General features: G+C 56.4%; 15 protein-coding genes. 6 read left to right on the forward strand and 9 right to left on the reverse strand.

Annotation, left to right across the window (positions count from 1 at the left end; all coding sequences use genetic code 11):
* Position 1: 1 nt before the first annotated feature.
* The 7 genes from pstA to ABLN94_RS18175 all read right to left on the reverse strand — a co-directional run bounded on the left by pstA (position 2) and on the right by ABLN94_RS18175 (position 7,303).
* Entirely contained in the window at positions 2–1,363 is a 1,362-nt protein-coding gene (gene pstA, locus ABLN94_RS18145) for a phosphate ABC transporter permease PstA (RefSeq protein WP_352995015.1), read from the reverse strand.
* On the reverse strand, positions 1,360–2,832 hold the full coding sequence (gene pstC / locus ABLN94_RS18150; RefSeq protein WP_352995018.1) for a phosphate ABC transporter permease subunit PstC: 1,473 nt from the start codon (positions 2,830–2,832) through the stop codon (positions 1,360–1,362). Before pstC ends, pstA begins: the two co-directional genes overlap by 4 nt.
* A gap of 84 nt (positions 2,833–2,916) precedes the next feature.
* Positions 2,917–3,957, reverse strand: coding sequence for a substrate-binding domain-containing protein (locus tag ABLN94_RS18155; RefSeq protein WP_352995020.1), 1,041 nt, complete (start codon positions 3,955–3,957; stop codon positions 2,917–2,919).
* A 206-nt stretch (positions 3,958–4,163) separates the two neighbouring features.
* Complete coding sequence (locus ABLN94_RS18160) at positions 4,164–5,210, reverse strand: sensor histidine kinase (RefSeq protein WP_352995022.1); 1,047 nt, start codon at positions 5,208–5,210, stop codon at positions 4,164–4,166.
* A 25-nt stretch (positions 5,211–5,235) separates the two neighbouring features.
* A complete protein-coding gene (locus tag ABLN94_RS18165) occupies positions 5,236–5,757 on the reverse strand; it encodes a gamma carbonic anhydrase family protein (protein WP_352995024.1) in 522 nt (173 codons plus the stop codon).
* Positions 5,754–6,395 carry a guanylate kinase gene (gene gmk / locus ABLN94_RS18170; RefSeq protein ID WP_352995026.1) on the reverse strand — a complete coding sequence of 214 codons (642 nt, stop codon included), beginning with the start codon at positions 6,393–6,395 and terminating at the stop codon, positions 5,754–5,756. Before gmk ends, ABLN94_RS18165 begins: the two co-directional genes overlap by 4 nt.
* A gap of 17 nt (positions 6,396–6,412) precedes the next feature.
* On the reverse strand, positions 6,413–7,303 hold the full coding sequence (locus ABLN94_RS18175) for a YicC/YloC family endoribonuclease (RefSeq protein WP_352995029.1): 891 nt from the start codon (positions 7,301–7,303) through the stop codon (positions 6,413–6,415).
* A 234-nt stretch (positions 7,304–7,537) separates the two neighbouring features.
* Here ABLN94_RS18175 and ABLN94_RS18180 point away from each other — a divergent pair, with 234 nt between their 5' ends.
* A complete protein-coding gene (locus ABLN94_RS18180; protein ID WP_352995031.1) occupies positions 7,538–8,212 on the forward strand; it encodes a PAS domain-containing protein in 675 nt (224 codons plus the stop codon).
* 55 nt (positions 8,213–8,267) lie between these two features.
* Here ABLN94_RS18180 and ABLN94_RS18185 read toward each other — a convergent pair whose 3' ends face one another.
* The gene (locus tag ABLN94_RS18185) at positions 8,268–9,638 is read right to left on the reverse strand and encodes a class II 3-deoxy-7-phosphoheptulonate synthase (RefSeq protein ID WP_170496727.1); all 1,371 of its coding nucleotides are present in this window, start codon (positions 9,636–9,638) and stop codon (positions 8,268–8,270) included.
* A gap of 167 nt (positions 9,639–9,805) precedes the next feature.
* Here ABLN94_RS18185 and ABLN94_RS18190 point away from each other — a divergent pair, with 167 nt between their 5' ends.
* Entirely contained in the window at positions 9,806–10,810 is a 1,005-nt protein-coding gene (locus ABLN94_RS18190) for a GlxA family transcriptional regulator (protein ID WP_170496729.1), read from the forward strand.
* A gap of 7 nt (positions 10,811–10,817) precedes the next feature.
* Here the strand turns inward: ABLN94_RS18190 and ABLN94_RS18195 are convergent, their stop codons facing one another.
* Positions 10,818–11,912, reverse strand: coding sequence for a PQQ-dependent sugar dehydrogenase (locus ABLN94_RS18195; RefSeq protein ID WP_352995035.1), 1,095 nt, complete (start codon positions 11,910–11,912; stop codon positions 10,818–10,820).
* A gap of 163 nt (positions 11,913–12,075) precedes the next feature.
* On the opposite strand from ABLN94_RS18195, the gene ABLN94_RS18200 reads away from it, so the two are divergent.
* The 4 genes from ABLN94_RS18200 to ABLN94_RS18215 all read left to right on the forward strand — a co-directional run bounded on the left by ABLN94_RS18200 (position 12,076) and on the right by ABLN94_RS18215 (position 15,364).
* Positions 12,076–13,257 (forward strand): ABC transporter substrate-binding protein, encoded by a 1,182-nt coding sequence (locus ABLN94_RS18200; RefSeq protein ID WP_352995038.1) that lies wholly within the window; start codon positions 12,076–12,078, stop codon positions 13,255–13,257.
* Between the two features lie 106 nt (positions 13,258–13,363).
* Positions 13,364–14,152 carry an ABC transporter ATP-binding protein gene (locus tag ABLN94_RS18205; protein WP_352995041.1) on the forward strand — a complete coding sequence of 263 codons (789 nt, stop codon included), beginning with the start codon at positions 13,364–13,366 and terminating at the stop codon, positions 14,150–14,152.
* Positions 14,149–14,979, forward strand: a complete 831-nt coding sequence (locus tag ABLN94_RS18210) for an ABC transporter ATP-binding protein (RefSeq protein ID WP_352995043.1) — start codon at positions 14,149–14,151, stop codon at positions 14,977–14,979. Before ABLN94_RS18205 ends, ABLN94_RS18210 begins: the two co-directional genes overlap by 4 nt.
* Before the next feature lie 238 nt (positions 14,980–15,217).
* Positions 15,218–15,364 carry a hypothetical protein gene (locus ABLN94_RS18215; RefSeq protein ID WP_352995045.1) on the forward strand — a complete coding sequence of 49 codons (147 nt, stop codon included), beginning with the start codon at positions 15,218–15,220 and terminating at the stop codon, positions 15,362–15,364.
* Position 15,365 lies beyond the last annotated feature (1 nt).

Raw genomic sequence — 15,365 nt, forward strand, 5'->3', positions numbered from 1 at the left:
CTTACCAGCGGCGTTCAAAGCGGCGGCGTAGGAGTACCGCGATGGTGTTCATTGTCACGAGGAAGATCAACAGGATGATGATGCCCCCCCATGCACGTTCATAAAAGGCGGGGTCGGCGCGCTTGGACCATTCGTAAATCTGCGCAGGCATAGCCGAGTTTGGTGACAAGAAGCCTGCGACTATCCCGTCAGGCGGGTTCGAAGCGATAAAGCCCACCATCCCGATCAGCAACAGCGGTGCGGTTTCTCCCAGCGCTTGCGCCAGGCCAATGATGGTGCCCGTCAGGATGCCAGGCGCGGCCAGCGGCAAAACGTGATGGAACACAGCCTGCATTTTCGAGGCCCCTACCCCAAGCGCGGCATCGCGGATCGACGGCGGCACCGCCTTCAGCGACGCGCGGGTCGAGATGATGATGGTTGGCAAGGTCATCAGCGTCAGCACCAGACCGCCGACCAGCGGGGCCGAAGTCGGCAAGTGCATATAGTTGATGAACACTGCCAGACCCAGAATGCCGAACACGATGGACGGAACTGCGGCCAGGTTCGAAATGTTCACCTCGATTATATCGGTCAGCCGGTTCTGCGGAGCGAATTCCTCAAGGTAGATCGAGGCCGCCACGCCAATCGGCAAAGCCAGTACCAGCACCACGAACATCATGAACAGTGACCCAAGCATCGAAACACCGATACCCGCGGCTTCTGGCCGTTGGTCGGATGCGTCTGCGCCAAAGATGAAGGCCGGGTTGAAGGCTTTGTAAAGCACGCCCGCGTCACGCAGTTGATCGACGAAGTCCAACTGCTCTGTGGTGATGCTCTTGTCGTTGGCGATGGACTCACGGGTCACTCGGCCCTTCATGTATCCATCAACACGGCTGTTGACCAAGAAACGAAAGCTGACGGTTTTGCCAATTTCATCCGGATTTGAGATGACATAGTTCCTCAGCTCAGCCTGAGCCGCCTTGGACAGGATTTTGCCCATGTCCTTGGGCGACAAGTCGGTCTGGATGCCCAACTCCGCAACTTCATTTTCTAAAGCAGACGCAATGAGGGGAGCGTAGCCGAAGGTTGACACCTTCTTGATGTCTTCGATGTTCCGGTTGCCTTTTTTGTCCAGCTTGTCTTCTCTCAGCTCGACATTCAGCTCAATAAAGCTTTGCTGGAACGCACCCAGACCAGCGGTCACGATATTAGTGACCAGAACGATCAGCATCAGCAGGCCAATGCCGATGGCAGCGATGCCGTACACCTTGAACCGGCCTTCGGCCGCGTTGCGGCGCTTGGTGCGTGCGTCTTTCTCGAACAGCGATCCGTTTTTGGGCTTCGCAGCAGGAGCAGTGGCAGGGGATTGGGAAATATCGGTCATTCGTACTGCTCCCGGTATTTGCGTACGATGTAGAGGGCAAAGATGTTCAGCCCCAGAGTGATAACGAACAGGGTCAGACCCAGCGCGAAGGCGACCAGCGTTTCAGGGCTGGCAAAGTCCGTATCACCGGTCAACTGGCTGACGATCCGTGTAGTGATGGTGGTCATTGCCTCGAAGGGGTTGCCCGAGAACTTGGCGATGGCACCGGCGGCCATCACCACGATCATGGTTTCACCAATGGCGCGGCTTGCAGCCAGCAGGATCGCACCAACGATGCCCGGTAGCGCGGCGGGCAGAACCACCTGGCGCACTGTCTCGGATTTGGTCGCACCCAGACCCAATGAGCCGTCGCGCATCGACTGCGGTACCGCGTTGATGATGTCATCTGACAGCGACGACACGAACGGGATCAGCATGATACCCATGACCAGACCAGCCGTCAGCACCGCGTTAGAGCTGGCCATCCAACCCAGCCCAAGCGCGCCTCCGTTGCCGAACATGGACACCAGCGCCGGACCCACGGTCAGCAGGGCAAAAAGACCATAAACGATGGTCGGAATACCGGCCAGGATCTCCAGCAAAGGTTTGGCCAACGAACGGGTGGCACCGGATGCATACTCGGACAGGTAGATTGCGGCAAACAGGCCGATAGGAACGGCCACCAACAGCGCAATCAAGGAGATATAAAGCGTACCCCACAGCAAAGGCAGGATCGACAGCTCACTGCCTCCACGAAAATTCGGCGCCCAAGTCGAGCCGAAGAAAAAATCTTTCCACGAGTGCAGTTGGAAGAAGTTCATCGTCTCGAACAGCATCGACAAGACGATGCCGACGGTGGTCAGGATCGCGATGGATGCCGCAAGCAGAAGCAAGGCCAGAACGCCCTGTTCAACCACGTTGCGCGCGCGGAATTCTTTGTGCGTGCGAATATAGGCGAATGCTGCACCCAACAGGGCCAACGCCAGCACGACAACCTGCATCGCCACCGACCCGGTCCCGGTCATGCTGCGGTATTTCTGCGCCGCGATCAGAATTGGCTGGGTAACGTCTTGCGTCAGAACCTGCCCCGCACCTTTAAGCGCTGCCGTCAGTTCATCAATATTCGCGTTCGCGTTCTGTGCCTGAGCCTCGGTCAAGGCTCCGGTAGCAATGGCGCCATTCAAACCGTTGGCCACGCGCCGAACTTCACTCATTATGAGGCCACGATCCGAGCCTTCAGGGATAGCCTGATCTGGGATAAGGCCGGATACCGTGCTGTTCACGATCATTGGTTGAACCAAGAGCCAGACGATCAACACACCCAAAGCCGGAACAAGCGCCGTCAAAGCAACGTTGTAGCCATAGTAAGACGGCAGCGAATGCAAATCGCGGGCGTCACCACCCGCACTTGCCAGCGCACGGGACCGACCCGTGAAATATCCGATCACTGCCAGCGCAAGCAGGATAAGCAACAGCCAGGATAGTGCCATGAGAACTCCGTGGGGATGGCAGTGAGTGGAGTCAAAAAGAACCGGGGCGCGCATAAAACGCCCCGGTTCCGTTCACAAGGGTGATTAGGAACCGCCGCCCAGAACGGTTTCGTTAGCAACGGCGTCCTGAACTTTGCCCAGTTCCGGATCGGAAACCAGGCCGTACTCGGCTAGCGGGCCGTCGGGGCCTGCGATCTCGTCAGCGACGAAGAACTCGGCATATTCTTTCAGGCCGGGGATCACGCCGATGTGGGCTTTCTTCACGTAGAAGAACAGCGGGCGGGAAACCGGATACTCACCGGATGCGATCGACTCGGTCGAAGGAACGATGCCGGACATGGTGGCAACTTGCAGCTTGTCGGTGTTGTTTTCGTAGAACGCCAGACCAAAGACGCCGATGCCGTCCTTGTTGCTGTCGATACGGGCCAGAGTTTCGGTATAGTCGCCGTCGATGTCGACCGAAACGCCGTCGGTGCGCAGAGCGATACAGGCTTTTTCAGCAGCTTTCTTGTCGTCGCCATTGGCAGCTTTGTAAACGTCGAAGTCGCCCAGGTGCTCACAGCCAGCCAGGATCACTTTGTCTTCGAAGACTTCACGCGTGCCGTGCTTGGTGCCCGGGATGAAGGCTGCGATCGGCTGCGCCGGGAATGCCGGGTTCACGTCTGCCCAGGTTTTGTTTGGGTTGTTGACCAGTTCACCGTCAACAACGATCTGTGCGGACAGAGCTTTGTACCAGTCTTCCGGCGTGAACTCGAACGAGTTGCCGTTGATGTCGGATGCGAAAACGATGCCGTCATAACCGATCTGAACTTCGATGATGTCGGTCACGCCGTTTTCGGCACATGCTTTGATTTCTTTTTCGCGGATGGCGCGCGACGCGTTTGCAACGTCGATGGTGTTTTCGCCTACACCTTCACAGAAGCGCTTCAGACCGGCCGACGAACCACCCGATTCCACAACCGGTGTCGGAAAGTCGAAGTTTTCACCGAAGGCTTCTGCAACGATCGAAGCGTAAGGCAGCACGGTCGAGGAACCGGCAACCTGAACCTGATCACGAGCGGCGGCCGCGGTGGCCGAAACAGCAGCGATGGCGAGTGCCGAAGCCGACAGTTTTACAAAGGACATTTCAGTCTCCTTGAGAATTGTAGTTTCATGATCACCCCCATGATGATCTTCCGGGCACCTCTACGGGTCGCTCGTAAGCCTTTTGTGACAGGTTTGTAACAGCTTTATGACAGTTGCAGGAAAAATCGAGTGACACAGCGCAAAGCAGCCATGCGCCCGTTACATACGATGTGCTTTCTGCCTAAAGAGAAGATGGATTTGACCAATCAGCGCGGCAAGATAACGGTAAACGCTGTGCCTTTGCCCAATTCGCTTTCAACACGCAAACGGCCCCGATGGCGGTTTATGATGTGCTTAACAATCGCAAGGCCCAACCCGGTTCCACCCAATTGCCGGGATCTGTGGCTGTCAGCGCGGTAGAATCGCTCGGTCAGGCGCGGCAGATGTACAGCATCGATACCAGGACCCTTATCGATTACTTGGACCCGCACAGCCGGGCCACGCATGGCAGTGTCCCGCTCGGACGAGATCACAATAACTTCGACACTCCCACCGCTGCCACCATACTTAATTCCGTTCTCGATTAAGTTGGTGAACACCTGACGCAGTTGATCGCTGTCACCGGCCAGAGACACAGGGCCTTCGGGGGCGGTCAACGAAAGCTCGACGTCTGCATCTTCTGCCAATGGGCGCAGTGAATTCAACGTGGATTGCAGCAAACCCGACAATTCAAGTTGTTCCTTTGGACGCACCCGCTCTTCGCTTTCGACACGATTCAAGGATAACAGATCACCAACCAGCCGGTTCATGCGGTTGGCTTCGTCGGCCATGATTTGAAGAAACCGTTCGCGGGCTACGGCATCATCACGGGCAGGACCGCGCAGCGTTTCGATAAAACCCATCAGAGCCGTCAGAGGGGTCTTCAACTCGTGGCTGACATTGGCCACGAAATCTCGTCGCATCTGACTGGCCTGTTCAACGTGCGTGACGTCCTGAAAAATCGCCAGCATTGCGCCGCCTTCGACCGCTCCAACCCCGTTCATGTAGCGACACTCGACCTCGAAGGTAGTGTCCTGCGCACCATCATTAGACAGGTGACGCGTTTTGGTCGGCCCTTTGGTGTGCAGGCTCTGCTCAATCGCGTCAATCACCTGCGGTTGGCGCAAGATCGTTGCGAAATGCCGACCGACGATATTTTGCGCTAGCAGTGCTTTGGCATCGGTATTGGCGGCGATGATCCGCTCCGTCTGATCGACCACCAGAGCCGGCATCGGAATGGCATCGACAAATTCGGCAAGCAGGTCGTCTGACATTCTTTCGATCTTTCCGAACGCCCTTTTAGACGGGCTTCATCTCATCCCGAAAGCGGCGCATATTCTGTTGATAGTGCAGAGCGCTAAGCGTGATTTTCTGAGCCGCTGCTTCGTCTAGTTGCCGAACGACCTTACCAGGTGCCCCCATAACCAGTGAATTGTCCGGAATTTCCTTGTTTTCCGTGATCAAGGCCCCTGCCCCGATCAGGCAGTTCTTTCCGATCTTAGCACCGTTCAGAACGATTGCGCCCATCCCGATCAGAGTGTTTTCTCCGATCGTACAGCCGTGCAGCATGACCTTGTGCCCGATAGTGCAGTTCTTACCGATTGTCAGGGGATAACCAGCATCGATATGCATGATGCAGTCTTCCTGCACGTTGCTGCCTTCGCCGACGCGAATCTCTTCATGGTCGGCGCGAATGGTGCAGCCGAACCAGACCGATGCGCCCTGCTCCAACACCACCTTGCCAATCAGGTTGGCGTCGGGCGCGACCCAAGTGTCTTCGTGGATCTGCGGTGCGTGATCACCCAAGGCGTAGATTGTCATGACAGCCCCTCGAATTCGTTCTGCAGGGAGCGAACATGGTTTTGCAGCTTCGGCTGCTGAATCCGGCGCATCCGTTCTGCACTGACGATGGTCTTCAGTTTTTCTTCGGTGGCATCCAGATCGTCATTGACCAGCACATAGTCATAATAGCCCCAATGGCTGATCTCATCCCAGCTTTTCAACATCCGCTTGGCGATCACATCCTCGCTGTCCTGACCGCGGGTCTCCAGACGGCGGCGCAGTTCAGGGATCGAGGGCGGCAGGATGAAGATCGACAACGCGTGTTTTCCCAGATCCGAGTTACGTATTTGCACCTCGCCCTGCCAGTCGACATCAAAAAGTACATCCCGGCCCGCATTAATCGACTCTCGCACTGGACCCGCTGGCGAGCCGTAGAAATTGCCGAAGACGTGGGCGTGTTCCAGCATTTGCCCTTCGGCGACCTGCTGCTTGAATTCATCTTCTGACAGGAAAAAATACTCGCGCCCGTGTTCCTCACCTGGACGCGGCGCGCGAGTCGTGGCCGAAATCGAGAACTCTAGCCCTTCGTCCCACACCATTAACCGTCGGGCCAAAGTGGATTTTCCTGCTCCTGATGGCGAAGACAGGATGATTAGTAGGCCGCGGCGATCTGCCATGTCAGTTGTTCCCATAGTCATTCTACGTTTTGCACTTGCTCGCGCATCTGGTCTATTACGGCTTTCAACTCAAGCCCTACTGACGTCAGATCGGCGCTTTGCGCTTTTGAACAGAGGGTATTGGCCTCACGATTGAACTCCTGCATCAGGAAGTCCAGCTTGCGCCCCACCGCAACGTCCTGTGTTAGCAAGTCGCGTGCAGCAACCACATGCGCTTTCAGACGGTCGATTTCTTCGGTGATGTCGGATTTCACCGCGATCAGCGCCAACTCCTGTGCTACGCGGTCAGGATCTGCACCCTGAGCGTTATCCAGCACCCGAGCGAGGTTTTCCCGCAGCGCCTCAGCTGTTTTGTCTTTGCGCTGCTCCGCCAGTTTTGCCGCCTGCATAGTCAACGCAGAGACCTGATTGAGCTGACCGTCGAGTATTTCTGCCAAAGCCTGGCCTTCGGATTCGCGCATTTCGATAAACGCGGCCAGCAAATCGGCAAACTCTTTCGTCAATTCCCCGACCAGCGGCACCGGATCATCCACGTCGCTGCCTGCTTCCAACATCCCCTTAATGGCAATCATGTCTGCTGCGGTTGAAGGTGCCAGCGTGACACCGCTCGCAACGGCCATCTCTTGGGTTCTGGCCAAGGCTGTCAGCACAGCAGCCATCGCGGCTTCGTTCAGAACCAGATCAGGTACGGTTTCATCGCGGCTCAGCCGCAAGGACAAAGTGACATTGCCGCGGGTCAATGCCTTGGACATCTGGGCACGCAAAGCGGTTTCAAGACTAGTCAGCCACTCGGGAACACGCAGGCGCATGTCCAGCCCCTTGCCGTTCACACTGCGTAATTCCCACGTCCAGCTATGAGGCCCGAACGCCCCTTTGCCCGAGGCGAAACCGGTCATGGATCTGATCATAGTGCCTGTCCTTGTTTGCTCGCTTGCAGCACCTAAAGCCATCGGTCGGCGCAGGGCAAGAGTTTGCTGAGTTTTTGACGTCCATCCCGGATGTTAACCATTCATTAAAGAATTCGACCAAAATTGAATCAACCCGTGTCAAATAGGCCTTGATCAGAACTGGCTGGGCAAAGACGCCCCCGGATATCTGGCTTTTTAAGAAAATGACGGTCTATTGACGCTAGGGTGATGAAAATGAAAACCTTTTTCGGAAACGGTTCCGGGTCAAACTTTGGAAAGATCGTCGCAATGGATCGTTTTGACAGCGGGCGCAACCTATCGCCTTTCCGGCAGGTCGAGGCGTATTGGACAGCTTTACTGACGGGCGACGGCATTCCGATGCGTTCTCAAGTCGATCCGCGCGGGCTAGAGAACATTTTGGAGTATACTTTCATACTGGAGCGCATCGCACCCGGTTTGGCTCGGTTTCGTCTGGCTGGCAGTCACCTGAACAAATTGGCAGGCATGGAAGTGCGCGGCATGCCCCTGACGGCGTTTTTTGAGTCCGACGCTAGGACCACGGCTTCCGATGTGATGGAGCGGGTGTTCGCCAACCCCGCAATTGCAAATCTCTCAATGGATTCCGTTGGTTCGTTGGGTCGGAATCGCCTGCAAGCCCGTATGATCCTGTTGCCGCTGAAAAGTGATCTTGGTGATGTGAGCCGCGCTCTGGGCGTGATGGTATGTGATGGCGTAATCGGTGCGACGCCTCATCGATTCAAAATTTCTAAGGAAGAGGTTCGCGCGGTATCAGCTGTTCATGCTTCGCAGGAACCAGCATTGCAAGTTTCAGCAGGATTTGCCGACGAAAAGGCCGAGTTTAAACGACCCGGATCTCACTTAAGGCTAGTTGCGTCCCGCGACGATTGATCAAGAAAAAAGGCGGACAAATTGCCCGCCTTTTCTTTTACTTTTGTTCAGAACCTTAGCTTGCTGCGCGCTTGTTGCGGTCACGGCGCAGGTTGGTCAGTTCTTCAGCGACCAGGAAGGCCAGTTCCAGCGACTGCGTAGCGTTCAGGCGTGGGTCGCATGCGGTGTGGTAGCGATCCGAAAGGTCCTCTTCCGTCACTGCGCGCACACCACCGGTACATTCGGTGACGTCCAGACCGGTCATCTCGAAATGCACACCACCCGGGATGGTACCCTCGGCCTGATGAACACCGAAGAAGTCGCGCACCTCGCGCAGAACCGAATCGAACGGACGGGTTTTATAGCCCGTCGCCGATTTGATCGTGTTGCCGTGCATCGGGTCGCAGACCCAAGTAACCTTGGCCCCCTCTTCCTTCACGGCCTTGATCAGACGCGGCAGGTGCTCACCCGCTTTGCCCGCGCCAAAGCGTGCAATCAGGGTCAAGCGTCCTTCTTCGTTCTCGGGGTTCAACTTGGACATCAGAACCTTGAGGTCTTCGGCCGTCGTCGTTGGACCACACTTCAGACCGATCGGGTTCAGAACGCCACGACAGAACTCAACATGTGCACCGTCCGGCTGACGCGTACGGTCGCCGATCCAGATCATATGGCCTGAGCCCGCCAGCCAGTTGCCCGAAGTCGAATCAAGACGGGTCAACGCCTCTTCGTATTCCAGCAGCAGGCTTTCGTGGCTGGTGTAGAACTCTACTGTTGAAAACTCATGAGTGGTGTCTGCCGTAATGCCAGCCGCACCCATAAAATCGATCGTATCTTGAATACGATCTGCAATTTCCGAGTATTTCTGCACGTCCTGCTCATCGGTGAAGCCCAGAGTCCAGGAATGCACCATACTCATATCGGCAAAACCACCGGTCGAAAACGCGCGCAACAGGTTCAGCGTCGCAGCGGCCTGAGTGTAGGCCTGCAGCATTTTTCCGGGATTCGGAATGCGGGCCTCCGGCGTGAACGCGAGTTCGTTGATGATATCACCGCGGTAGCTGGGCAGCTCGATGCCATCCACTACCTCAGTCGGGGCACTGCGTGGCTTGGCGAACTGGCCGGCCATACGGCCAACTTTGACCACGGGCACCTTGGCGCCATAGGTCAGAACCATCGCCATCTGCAGCATCACCTTGAACGTGTCGCGAATTGCGTCCGCGCTGAACTGCTCAAAGCTTTCCGCACAATCCCCGCCCTGCAACAGGAAGGCTTCGCCGCGACCGGCGGCACCCAAATGTTGCTTGAGACGCCGCGCTTCGCCCGCGAAGACCAGCGGGGGATACTGTGAAAGCTGAGCCTCGACCTTGGCCAGAGCGGCCTCGTCGGTATAATCTGGCATCTGAACCCGGGGCTTGTTGCGCCAGTTCGTTTTTTGCCATTCGGTCATAGCTTTGATCTCCGCTGAAGTATTCAGGTGGTCTCTATACAAAATGCATTGAAGACTGACCATATACGATTTGCGCCCCTTGACGCCGGAAACAAGCTTTGAGCATGTTGTCGGCTACAATACCCGCTCTGTTCGCAAAGCGGCTAACGAATCAAGGACAATTCGCCATGCAAGAGCAACGCCAAGTTGTCACGGTGGAAGACACAGCGGGTAACCCGCGTAATTTTGTATTTGTCCTGTTGGACAAGTTTTCTCTGCTGTCCTTTGCGTCAGCGCTGGACAGCCTTCGGATCGCCAATCGTATGGCGGACAAGAAGCTGTATTCTTGGACGCTCATGGGCGAAGGCGGCGAAACCGTCACTTGCTCGGCAGGGACAACTTTCACATTGGATTCGGACCTGATCGAATTGCAGCGCGATGACATTGTTCTGATCTGCGGCGGCGTGGACGTTCAGAACGCGACCACCAAAAAGGTCTTGAACTGGGTTCGTCGTGAGGCGCGGCGGGGCCTTCGTATCGGCGGCCTGTGCACTGCGGCCTACACCTTGGCCAAAGCCGGACTGCTGGACGGCAAACGTGCCACAATCCACTGGGAAAACTCGGACAGTTTTGTTGAAGAATTCGACGAGGTTGAACTGACCAAATCCGTGTTCTTGATCGACGGCAATCGGATGACTACGGCGGGTGGAACGTCGTCCATCGACCTGATGCTAAAGATCATCGCTGATGATTACGGTGAAGACCTCGCGAATGCAGTTGCCGACCAGATGATCTATTCCTCGATCCGCACGGATCAGGACACGCAACGCCTGTCGACCCCCACCCGGATCGGAGTGCGACACCCCAAGCTGAGCCAGGTCATCCTGATGATGGAAAAGAACATCGAAGAGCCGATTTCGCCTTCGATCCTCGCCAAAGATGTCGGTATGTCGACTCGGCAGCTTGAGCGCCTGTTCCGCCGCTATCTCAGCCGGTCACCCAAACGGTATTACATGGAGCTGCGCCTGCACAAAGCGCGCAACCTGCTGATGCAAACAGATATGAGCGTGATCAACGTGGCACTGGCCTGTGGCTTTGCCAGCCCATCGCATTTTTCGAAATGCTACCGGGCGCATTACAACACCACGCCTTATCGTGAGCGTGGCGCGCAGGGTGACCGCCTGTCGGTGTAGGTCTGGCCTAGTTACCGGGGGTCATTCGATAGACGGCCCCCTGACCCACTGAAATAAACCAGATCGACCCATCGAGAGCCTCGACGATATCGCGAACGCGTTCGGTTTCAGAGCCCTTGATTTGCTCGACCTCCCGCAGCGGTGAACCCGCGAGGCGAGCGATGTAGTCGAATTTTAGAGACCCGACAAAGATATCCCCCTTCCAATCCGGCCACAGCTTGCCGGAATACACCAACAACCCAGATGGCGCGATGGATGGGTCCCAATAATGCTCGGGCTGTTCCATCCCGGGCTTGTGGGTACCCTCACCTATCTTTTGACCCGAATAATGCGTTCCATAGGAAATGACCGGCCAACCATAGTTCCGGCCGGACTTCACCAGATTGACTTCATCCCCACCTCTTGCTCCATGCTCAGAGATCCAAAGCCGTCCGCGCGAATCCAACGCGGCCCCTTGAGGGTTGCGATGACCATACGACCAGATCTCGGAGCGAACTCCACCGTCCTGAACAAAGGGATTGTCGCTAGGCACCGAACCGTCGCGGTTCAGGCGGATCACGGTCCCCATGTGGTTTGACCGATCCTGCGCCGCAGGCCGGTCCCCTCGGTCACCAATGGTAAGGAACAACTTCCCGTCTTCGGCCTCAACCACGCGTGAGCCGAAATGTCGGCCACTCGAACCGCCCGGTACGGCCACGAAAATCACGCGGAGGTTTGTCAGCCGTTTGCCACTCTCGGACAAACGCGCTACGGCAAGCGCGGTTCCTGCACCGCCGCTTTGAGGTTTCGAGAAAGTCAGAAATATCTCACGGCTTCGATTGAAATCCCTTGCAACTGTCACATCCAGCAAACCACCCTGCCCCGAGGCAGCGACTTTGGGTACACCCGAAACGCGCTGAAATTTGCCGTCGTTAATGTAGAGAAGTTCTCCGTCACGTTCTGTCACCAGAAACCCACCAGCGGGCAGGACACCGATGGCCCAGGGTGTATCCAGCCCACTCACCATTTGCGTAACCTCGATCGGGCCTTGCGAAGTTTGCAACCTGTCTGCCCATGCGGCACCGGTCCATGCTAGAATCACTATCACAAAAGCCCGGAACATCTCTGTCCTCCGTTGTTTACTTTACCCGTGCCCCAGACACGCACATCCATCTGAACAAATAGGGTTCCGGGCCACAAAAACACTTTTTCGTTAGGACTTTTCTTTTCCCAACAGCTTGCCTAGGGTCGTGGCCAGATTGAAGACCACTTCAGGGAGTAACCTCATGAAAAAGCTGCTTACTGCAACCGCAGCAACCGCGCTGCTGGCCGGTACCGCAATGGCCGAAGATGTCAAACTGGGCATTATGTTCGGTTTCACCGGCCCGATTGAATCACTTTCACCTGCAATGGCCGCTGGTGCGGAACTCGCAATGAAAGAGGTTTCGGATTCGGGCAAACTGCTGGATGGCTCGACTGTTACCCCAGTGCGCGCCGACACGGGCTGCGCCGACAACGCGCTGGCCACCGCTAACGCCGAACGTTTGGTTGCCGAAGGCATCAATGGCCTTGTCGGCGGCGACTGCTCTGGTGTCACCGGCGCAATCCTTCAAAACGTTGCCGTTCCGAACGGTATGGTCATGATCTCACCGTCGGCCACCTCGCCCGGTCTGTCGGTAATGGAGGACAACGGCCTGTTCTTCCGCACCTCGCCGTCGGATGCGCGCGAAGGTGAAATCATGGCTGATATCCTGAAAGAGCGTGGCGTAAACTCGATCGCTCTGACCTACACCAACAACGACTACGGCAAGGGTCTGTCCGAAGCGATCAAGTCGTCCTTCGAGGCGCTGGGCGGCGAAGTGACCATCGTGGCTGCACATGAAGACGGCAAGGCCGACTACTCAGCTGAAGTTGGCGCGTTAGCATCGGCAGGCGGCGACATTCTGGTCGTGGCAGGTTATCTGGACCAGGGCGGTCTGGGCATCATTCAATCCTCGCTGGACAGCGGCGCGTTCGACACTTTCGGTCTGCCCGGCGGCATGATCGGTGACTCGCTACCCGAAAACGTCGGCCCCGATCTGAACGGCTCTTATGGTCAGGCACCGGGATCGAAAAGCGAAGCCGCGGATGCATTTTTTGCAATGGCCGAAGCCGATGGCTTTGACGGCTCGTCGATCTTTGTTCCTGAGTCTTACGATGCTGCTGCCCTGTTCCTGCTGGCCATGCAGGCCGCGGGTTCCAGCAACCCGGCAGATTATGGCGGCAAAATCATGGATGTTGCTAATGAACCGGGTGAAAAGATCTATCCGGGCGAACTGGCAAAAGGTCTGGAACTGCTCGCCGCAGGTCAGGACATCGACTATGTCGGTGCCTCTGGTGTTGAACTGATCGGTCCCGGTGAAAGCGCCGGTGCATACCGCGAGATCGAAGTCATCGACGGCGAGATGAAAACGGTCAACTACCGTTAATTCATCTTCAAAGAAGACAATACCGAACAGCCCGGGCCTTGTGTCCGGGCTGTTTCAGTGACAAAAGGCTGCACCTCTGTTTTCGGGGAAAAGGCAAGGGAAAACCATGATCGTCGTTGAGGACGTGCACAAGCATTTTAGCGGTTTCCACGCCGTGGACGGAGCATCACTTGAGATCGAAAAGGGCTCGATCACCGGTCTTATCGGTCCGAACGGAGCAGGCAAGACGACCCTGTTCAACGTGATTGCGGGCGTTCTGCCTCCGACCAGCGGTAAAGTCATCATGGACGGTGAGGATATCACCGGCCTGCCCCCGCACGAATTGTTCCACAAAGGCCTGCTGCGCACATTCCAAATCGCGCACGAATTCTCCTCAATGACCTGCCGCGAGAATCTGATGATGGTGCCCGGTGCGCAATCGGGAGAATCGCTTTGGAACACGTGGTTCGGTCGCAAGCGCATCGCGGATGAAGAACGTGCTCTAAAGGCCAAAGCTGATGAGGTTTTGGAATTTCTGACCATCGAACATCTGGCCAACCACAAGGCGGGTCAGGTCTCGGGCGGTCAGAAGAAATTGTTGGAACTGGGCCGCACCATGATGGTCGACGCCAAGATCGTGTTTCTGGATGAGGTCGGCGCGGGCGTGAACCGTACCCTGCTGATGACTATCGCCGACACAATCCTGCGCCTGAACAAAGAGCGTGGCTATACTTTCGTGGTCATCGAACACGACATGGATTTCATCGGCAAAATCTGCGACCCGGTCATCTGTATGGCCGAAGGCAAGGTTCTGGCTGAGGGAACTCTGGATGAGATCAAAGCCAACGAACACGTGATCGAAGCCTATCTGGGCACCGGCCTGAAGAACAAAGATAAGCTGGAGACCGGAGCGTGAGCGACAACCCCTACCAAGACGATCACGGCAACAAGGACGCGACGATCACCAATCCCCATGGTGCGGGCACCATGACACCCGCCCATCAGACCAGCGGTGAAACGCATTATGTTGGCGGTGGCCCCTTCCTGATCGGCGACACCATGACCGGAGGTTATGGCAAAGGGCCGGACATCCTGCACGACTGCACCATCGCCGTCGACAAGGGTGAGATCGCGGTTATCGTCGGCCCCAACGGTGCTGGCAAATCTACTGCGATGAAGGCCGTCTTCGGGATGCTGGATGTGCGGTCAGGTTCCGTGCGGCTGGACGGAGAGGACATCACCAAGCTCTCGCCACAGGACCGCGTGATCAAGGGCATGGGCTTCGTGCCGCAAACCCAGAACATCTTCACGTCCATGACGGTTGAAGAAAACCTCGAAATGGGTGCCTTTATCCGTCGCGACGATATCAGCCAGACGATGGAGCAGGTCTATGACCTCTTCCCCATCCTGCGCGACAAGCGCAATCAGCCGGCCGGAGAGTTGTCCGGCGGCCAGCGCCAACAGGTCGCCGTGGGCCGAGCGCTGATGACCCAGCCCAAGGTTTTGATGCTGGACGAACCAACTGCCGGTGTTTCGCCCATCGTGATGGATGAACTGTTCGACCGGATCATCGAGGTCTCACGCACCGGTTTGCCAATCCTGATGGTCGAACAGAACGCCCGTCAGGCGTTGGAGATCGCGGACAAAGGCTATGTGCTGGTTCAAGGGCGGAATGCCTACAGCGGTACAGGTAAGGAACTGCTGGCCGATCCGGAAGTTCGGAAGAGCTTTCTGGGGGGCTGAAATGAGGTCTTTGATTGGCTTCTCGGCCTTTATGTTAACTTGTAGCGTGGCTGTCGCTCAGGACGCTACAAAATGCAGGCTAGACTTCACATGTGCGAATACTCATCCTTGTCAGACTCCGGTATCTGGAGGAGGTATCTGGTTCGACATTGAAATGCTACCGGACAATCGGCTGCGCATTAATCTTGGGGACAGTGAACTACCTGTTCTTGAGGTAGTTCAAGTTTCTGAAAACTTGATGACGGCACATGGCTCGGATGAGACACGCTCAGCCTCTTACACCTTCAGCATCTTTGCTGATGGTATTGTCGCTTACACGACGCATACCTTCGTTGGAAAGGGTATCAGCTTGACTGCGCTTGGTCGCTGCGACGTCAAAGAATAGT

Source organism: Ruegeria sp. SCP11 (genome assembly GCF_040329455.1).
GTDB classification, from domain to species: Bacteria; Pseudomonadota; Alphaproteobacteria; order Rhodobacterales; family Rhodobacteraceae; genus Ruegeria; species Ruegeria atlantica_E.

Bases quoted from the DNA above. Each gene is read 5' to 3' on its own strand.
- ABLN94_RS18205 (WP_352995041.1), top strand. From the start codon at position 13,364: ATGATCGTCGTTGAGGACGTGCACAAGCATTTTAGCGGTTTCCACGCC.
- ABLN94_RS18155 (WP_352995020.1), bottom strand. From the start codon at position 3,957: ATGTCCTTTGTAAAACTGTCGGCTTCGGCACTCGCCATCGCTGCTGTT.
- ABLN94_RS18180 (WP_352995031.1), top strand. From the start codon at position 7,538: ATGAAAACCTTTTTCGGAAACGGTTCCGGGTCAAACTTTGGAAAGATC.
- ABLN94_RS18175 (WP_352995029.1), bottom strand. From the start codon at position 7,303: ATGATCAGATCCATGACCGGTTTCGCCTCGGGCAAAGGGGCGTTCGGG.
- ABLN94_RS18195 (WP_352995035.1), bottom strand. From the start codon at position 11,912: ATGTTCCGGGCTTTTGTGATAGTGATTCTAGCATGGACCGGTGCCGCA.
- pstA (WP_352995015.1), bottom strand. From the start codon at position 1,363: ATGACCGATATTTCCCAATCCCCTGCCACTGCTCCTGCTGCGAAGCCC.
- gmk (WP_352995026.1), bottom strand. From the start codon at position 6,395: ATGGCAGATCGCCGCGGCCTACTAATCATCCTGTCTTCGCCATCAGGA.
- ABLN94_RS18165 (WP_352995024.1), bottom strand. From the start codon at position 5,757: ATGACAATCTACGCCTTGGGTGATCACGCACCGCAGATCCACGAAGAC.
- pstC (WP_352995018.1), bottom strand. From the start codon at position 2,832: ATGGCACTATCCTGGCTGTTGCTTATCCTGCTTGCGCTGGCAGTGATC.
- ABLN94_RS18185 (WP_170496727.1), bottom strand. From the start codon at position 9,638: ATGACCGAATGGCAAAAAACGAACTGGCGCAACAAGCCCCGGGTTCAG.
- ABLN94_RS18160 (WP_352995022.1), bottom strand. From the start codon at position 5,210: ATGTCAGACGACCTGCTTGCCGAATTTGTCGATGCCATTCCGATGCCG.
- ABLN94_RS18190 (WP_170496729.1), top strand. From the start codon at position 9,806: ATGCAAGAGCAACGCCAAGTTGTCACGGTGGAAGACACAGCGGGTAAC.
- ABLN94_RS18200 (WP_352995038.1), top strand. From the start codon at position 12,076: ATGAAAAAGCTGCTTACTGCAACCGCAGCAACCGCGCTGCTGGCCGGT.
- ABLN94_RS18215 (WP_352995045.1), top strand. From the start codon at position 15,218: ATGACGGCACATGGCTCGGATGAGACACGCTCAGCCTCTTACACCTTC.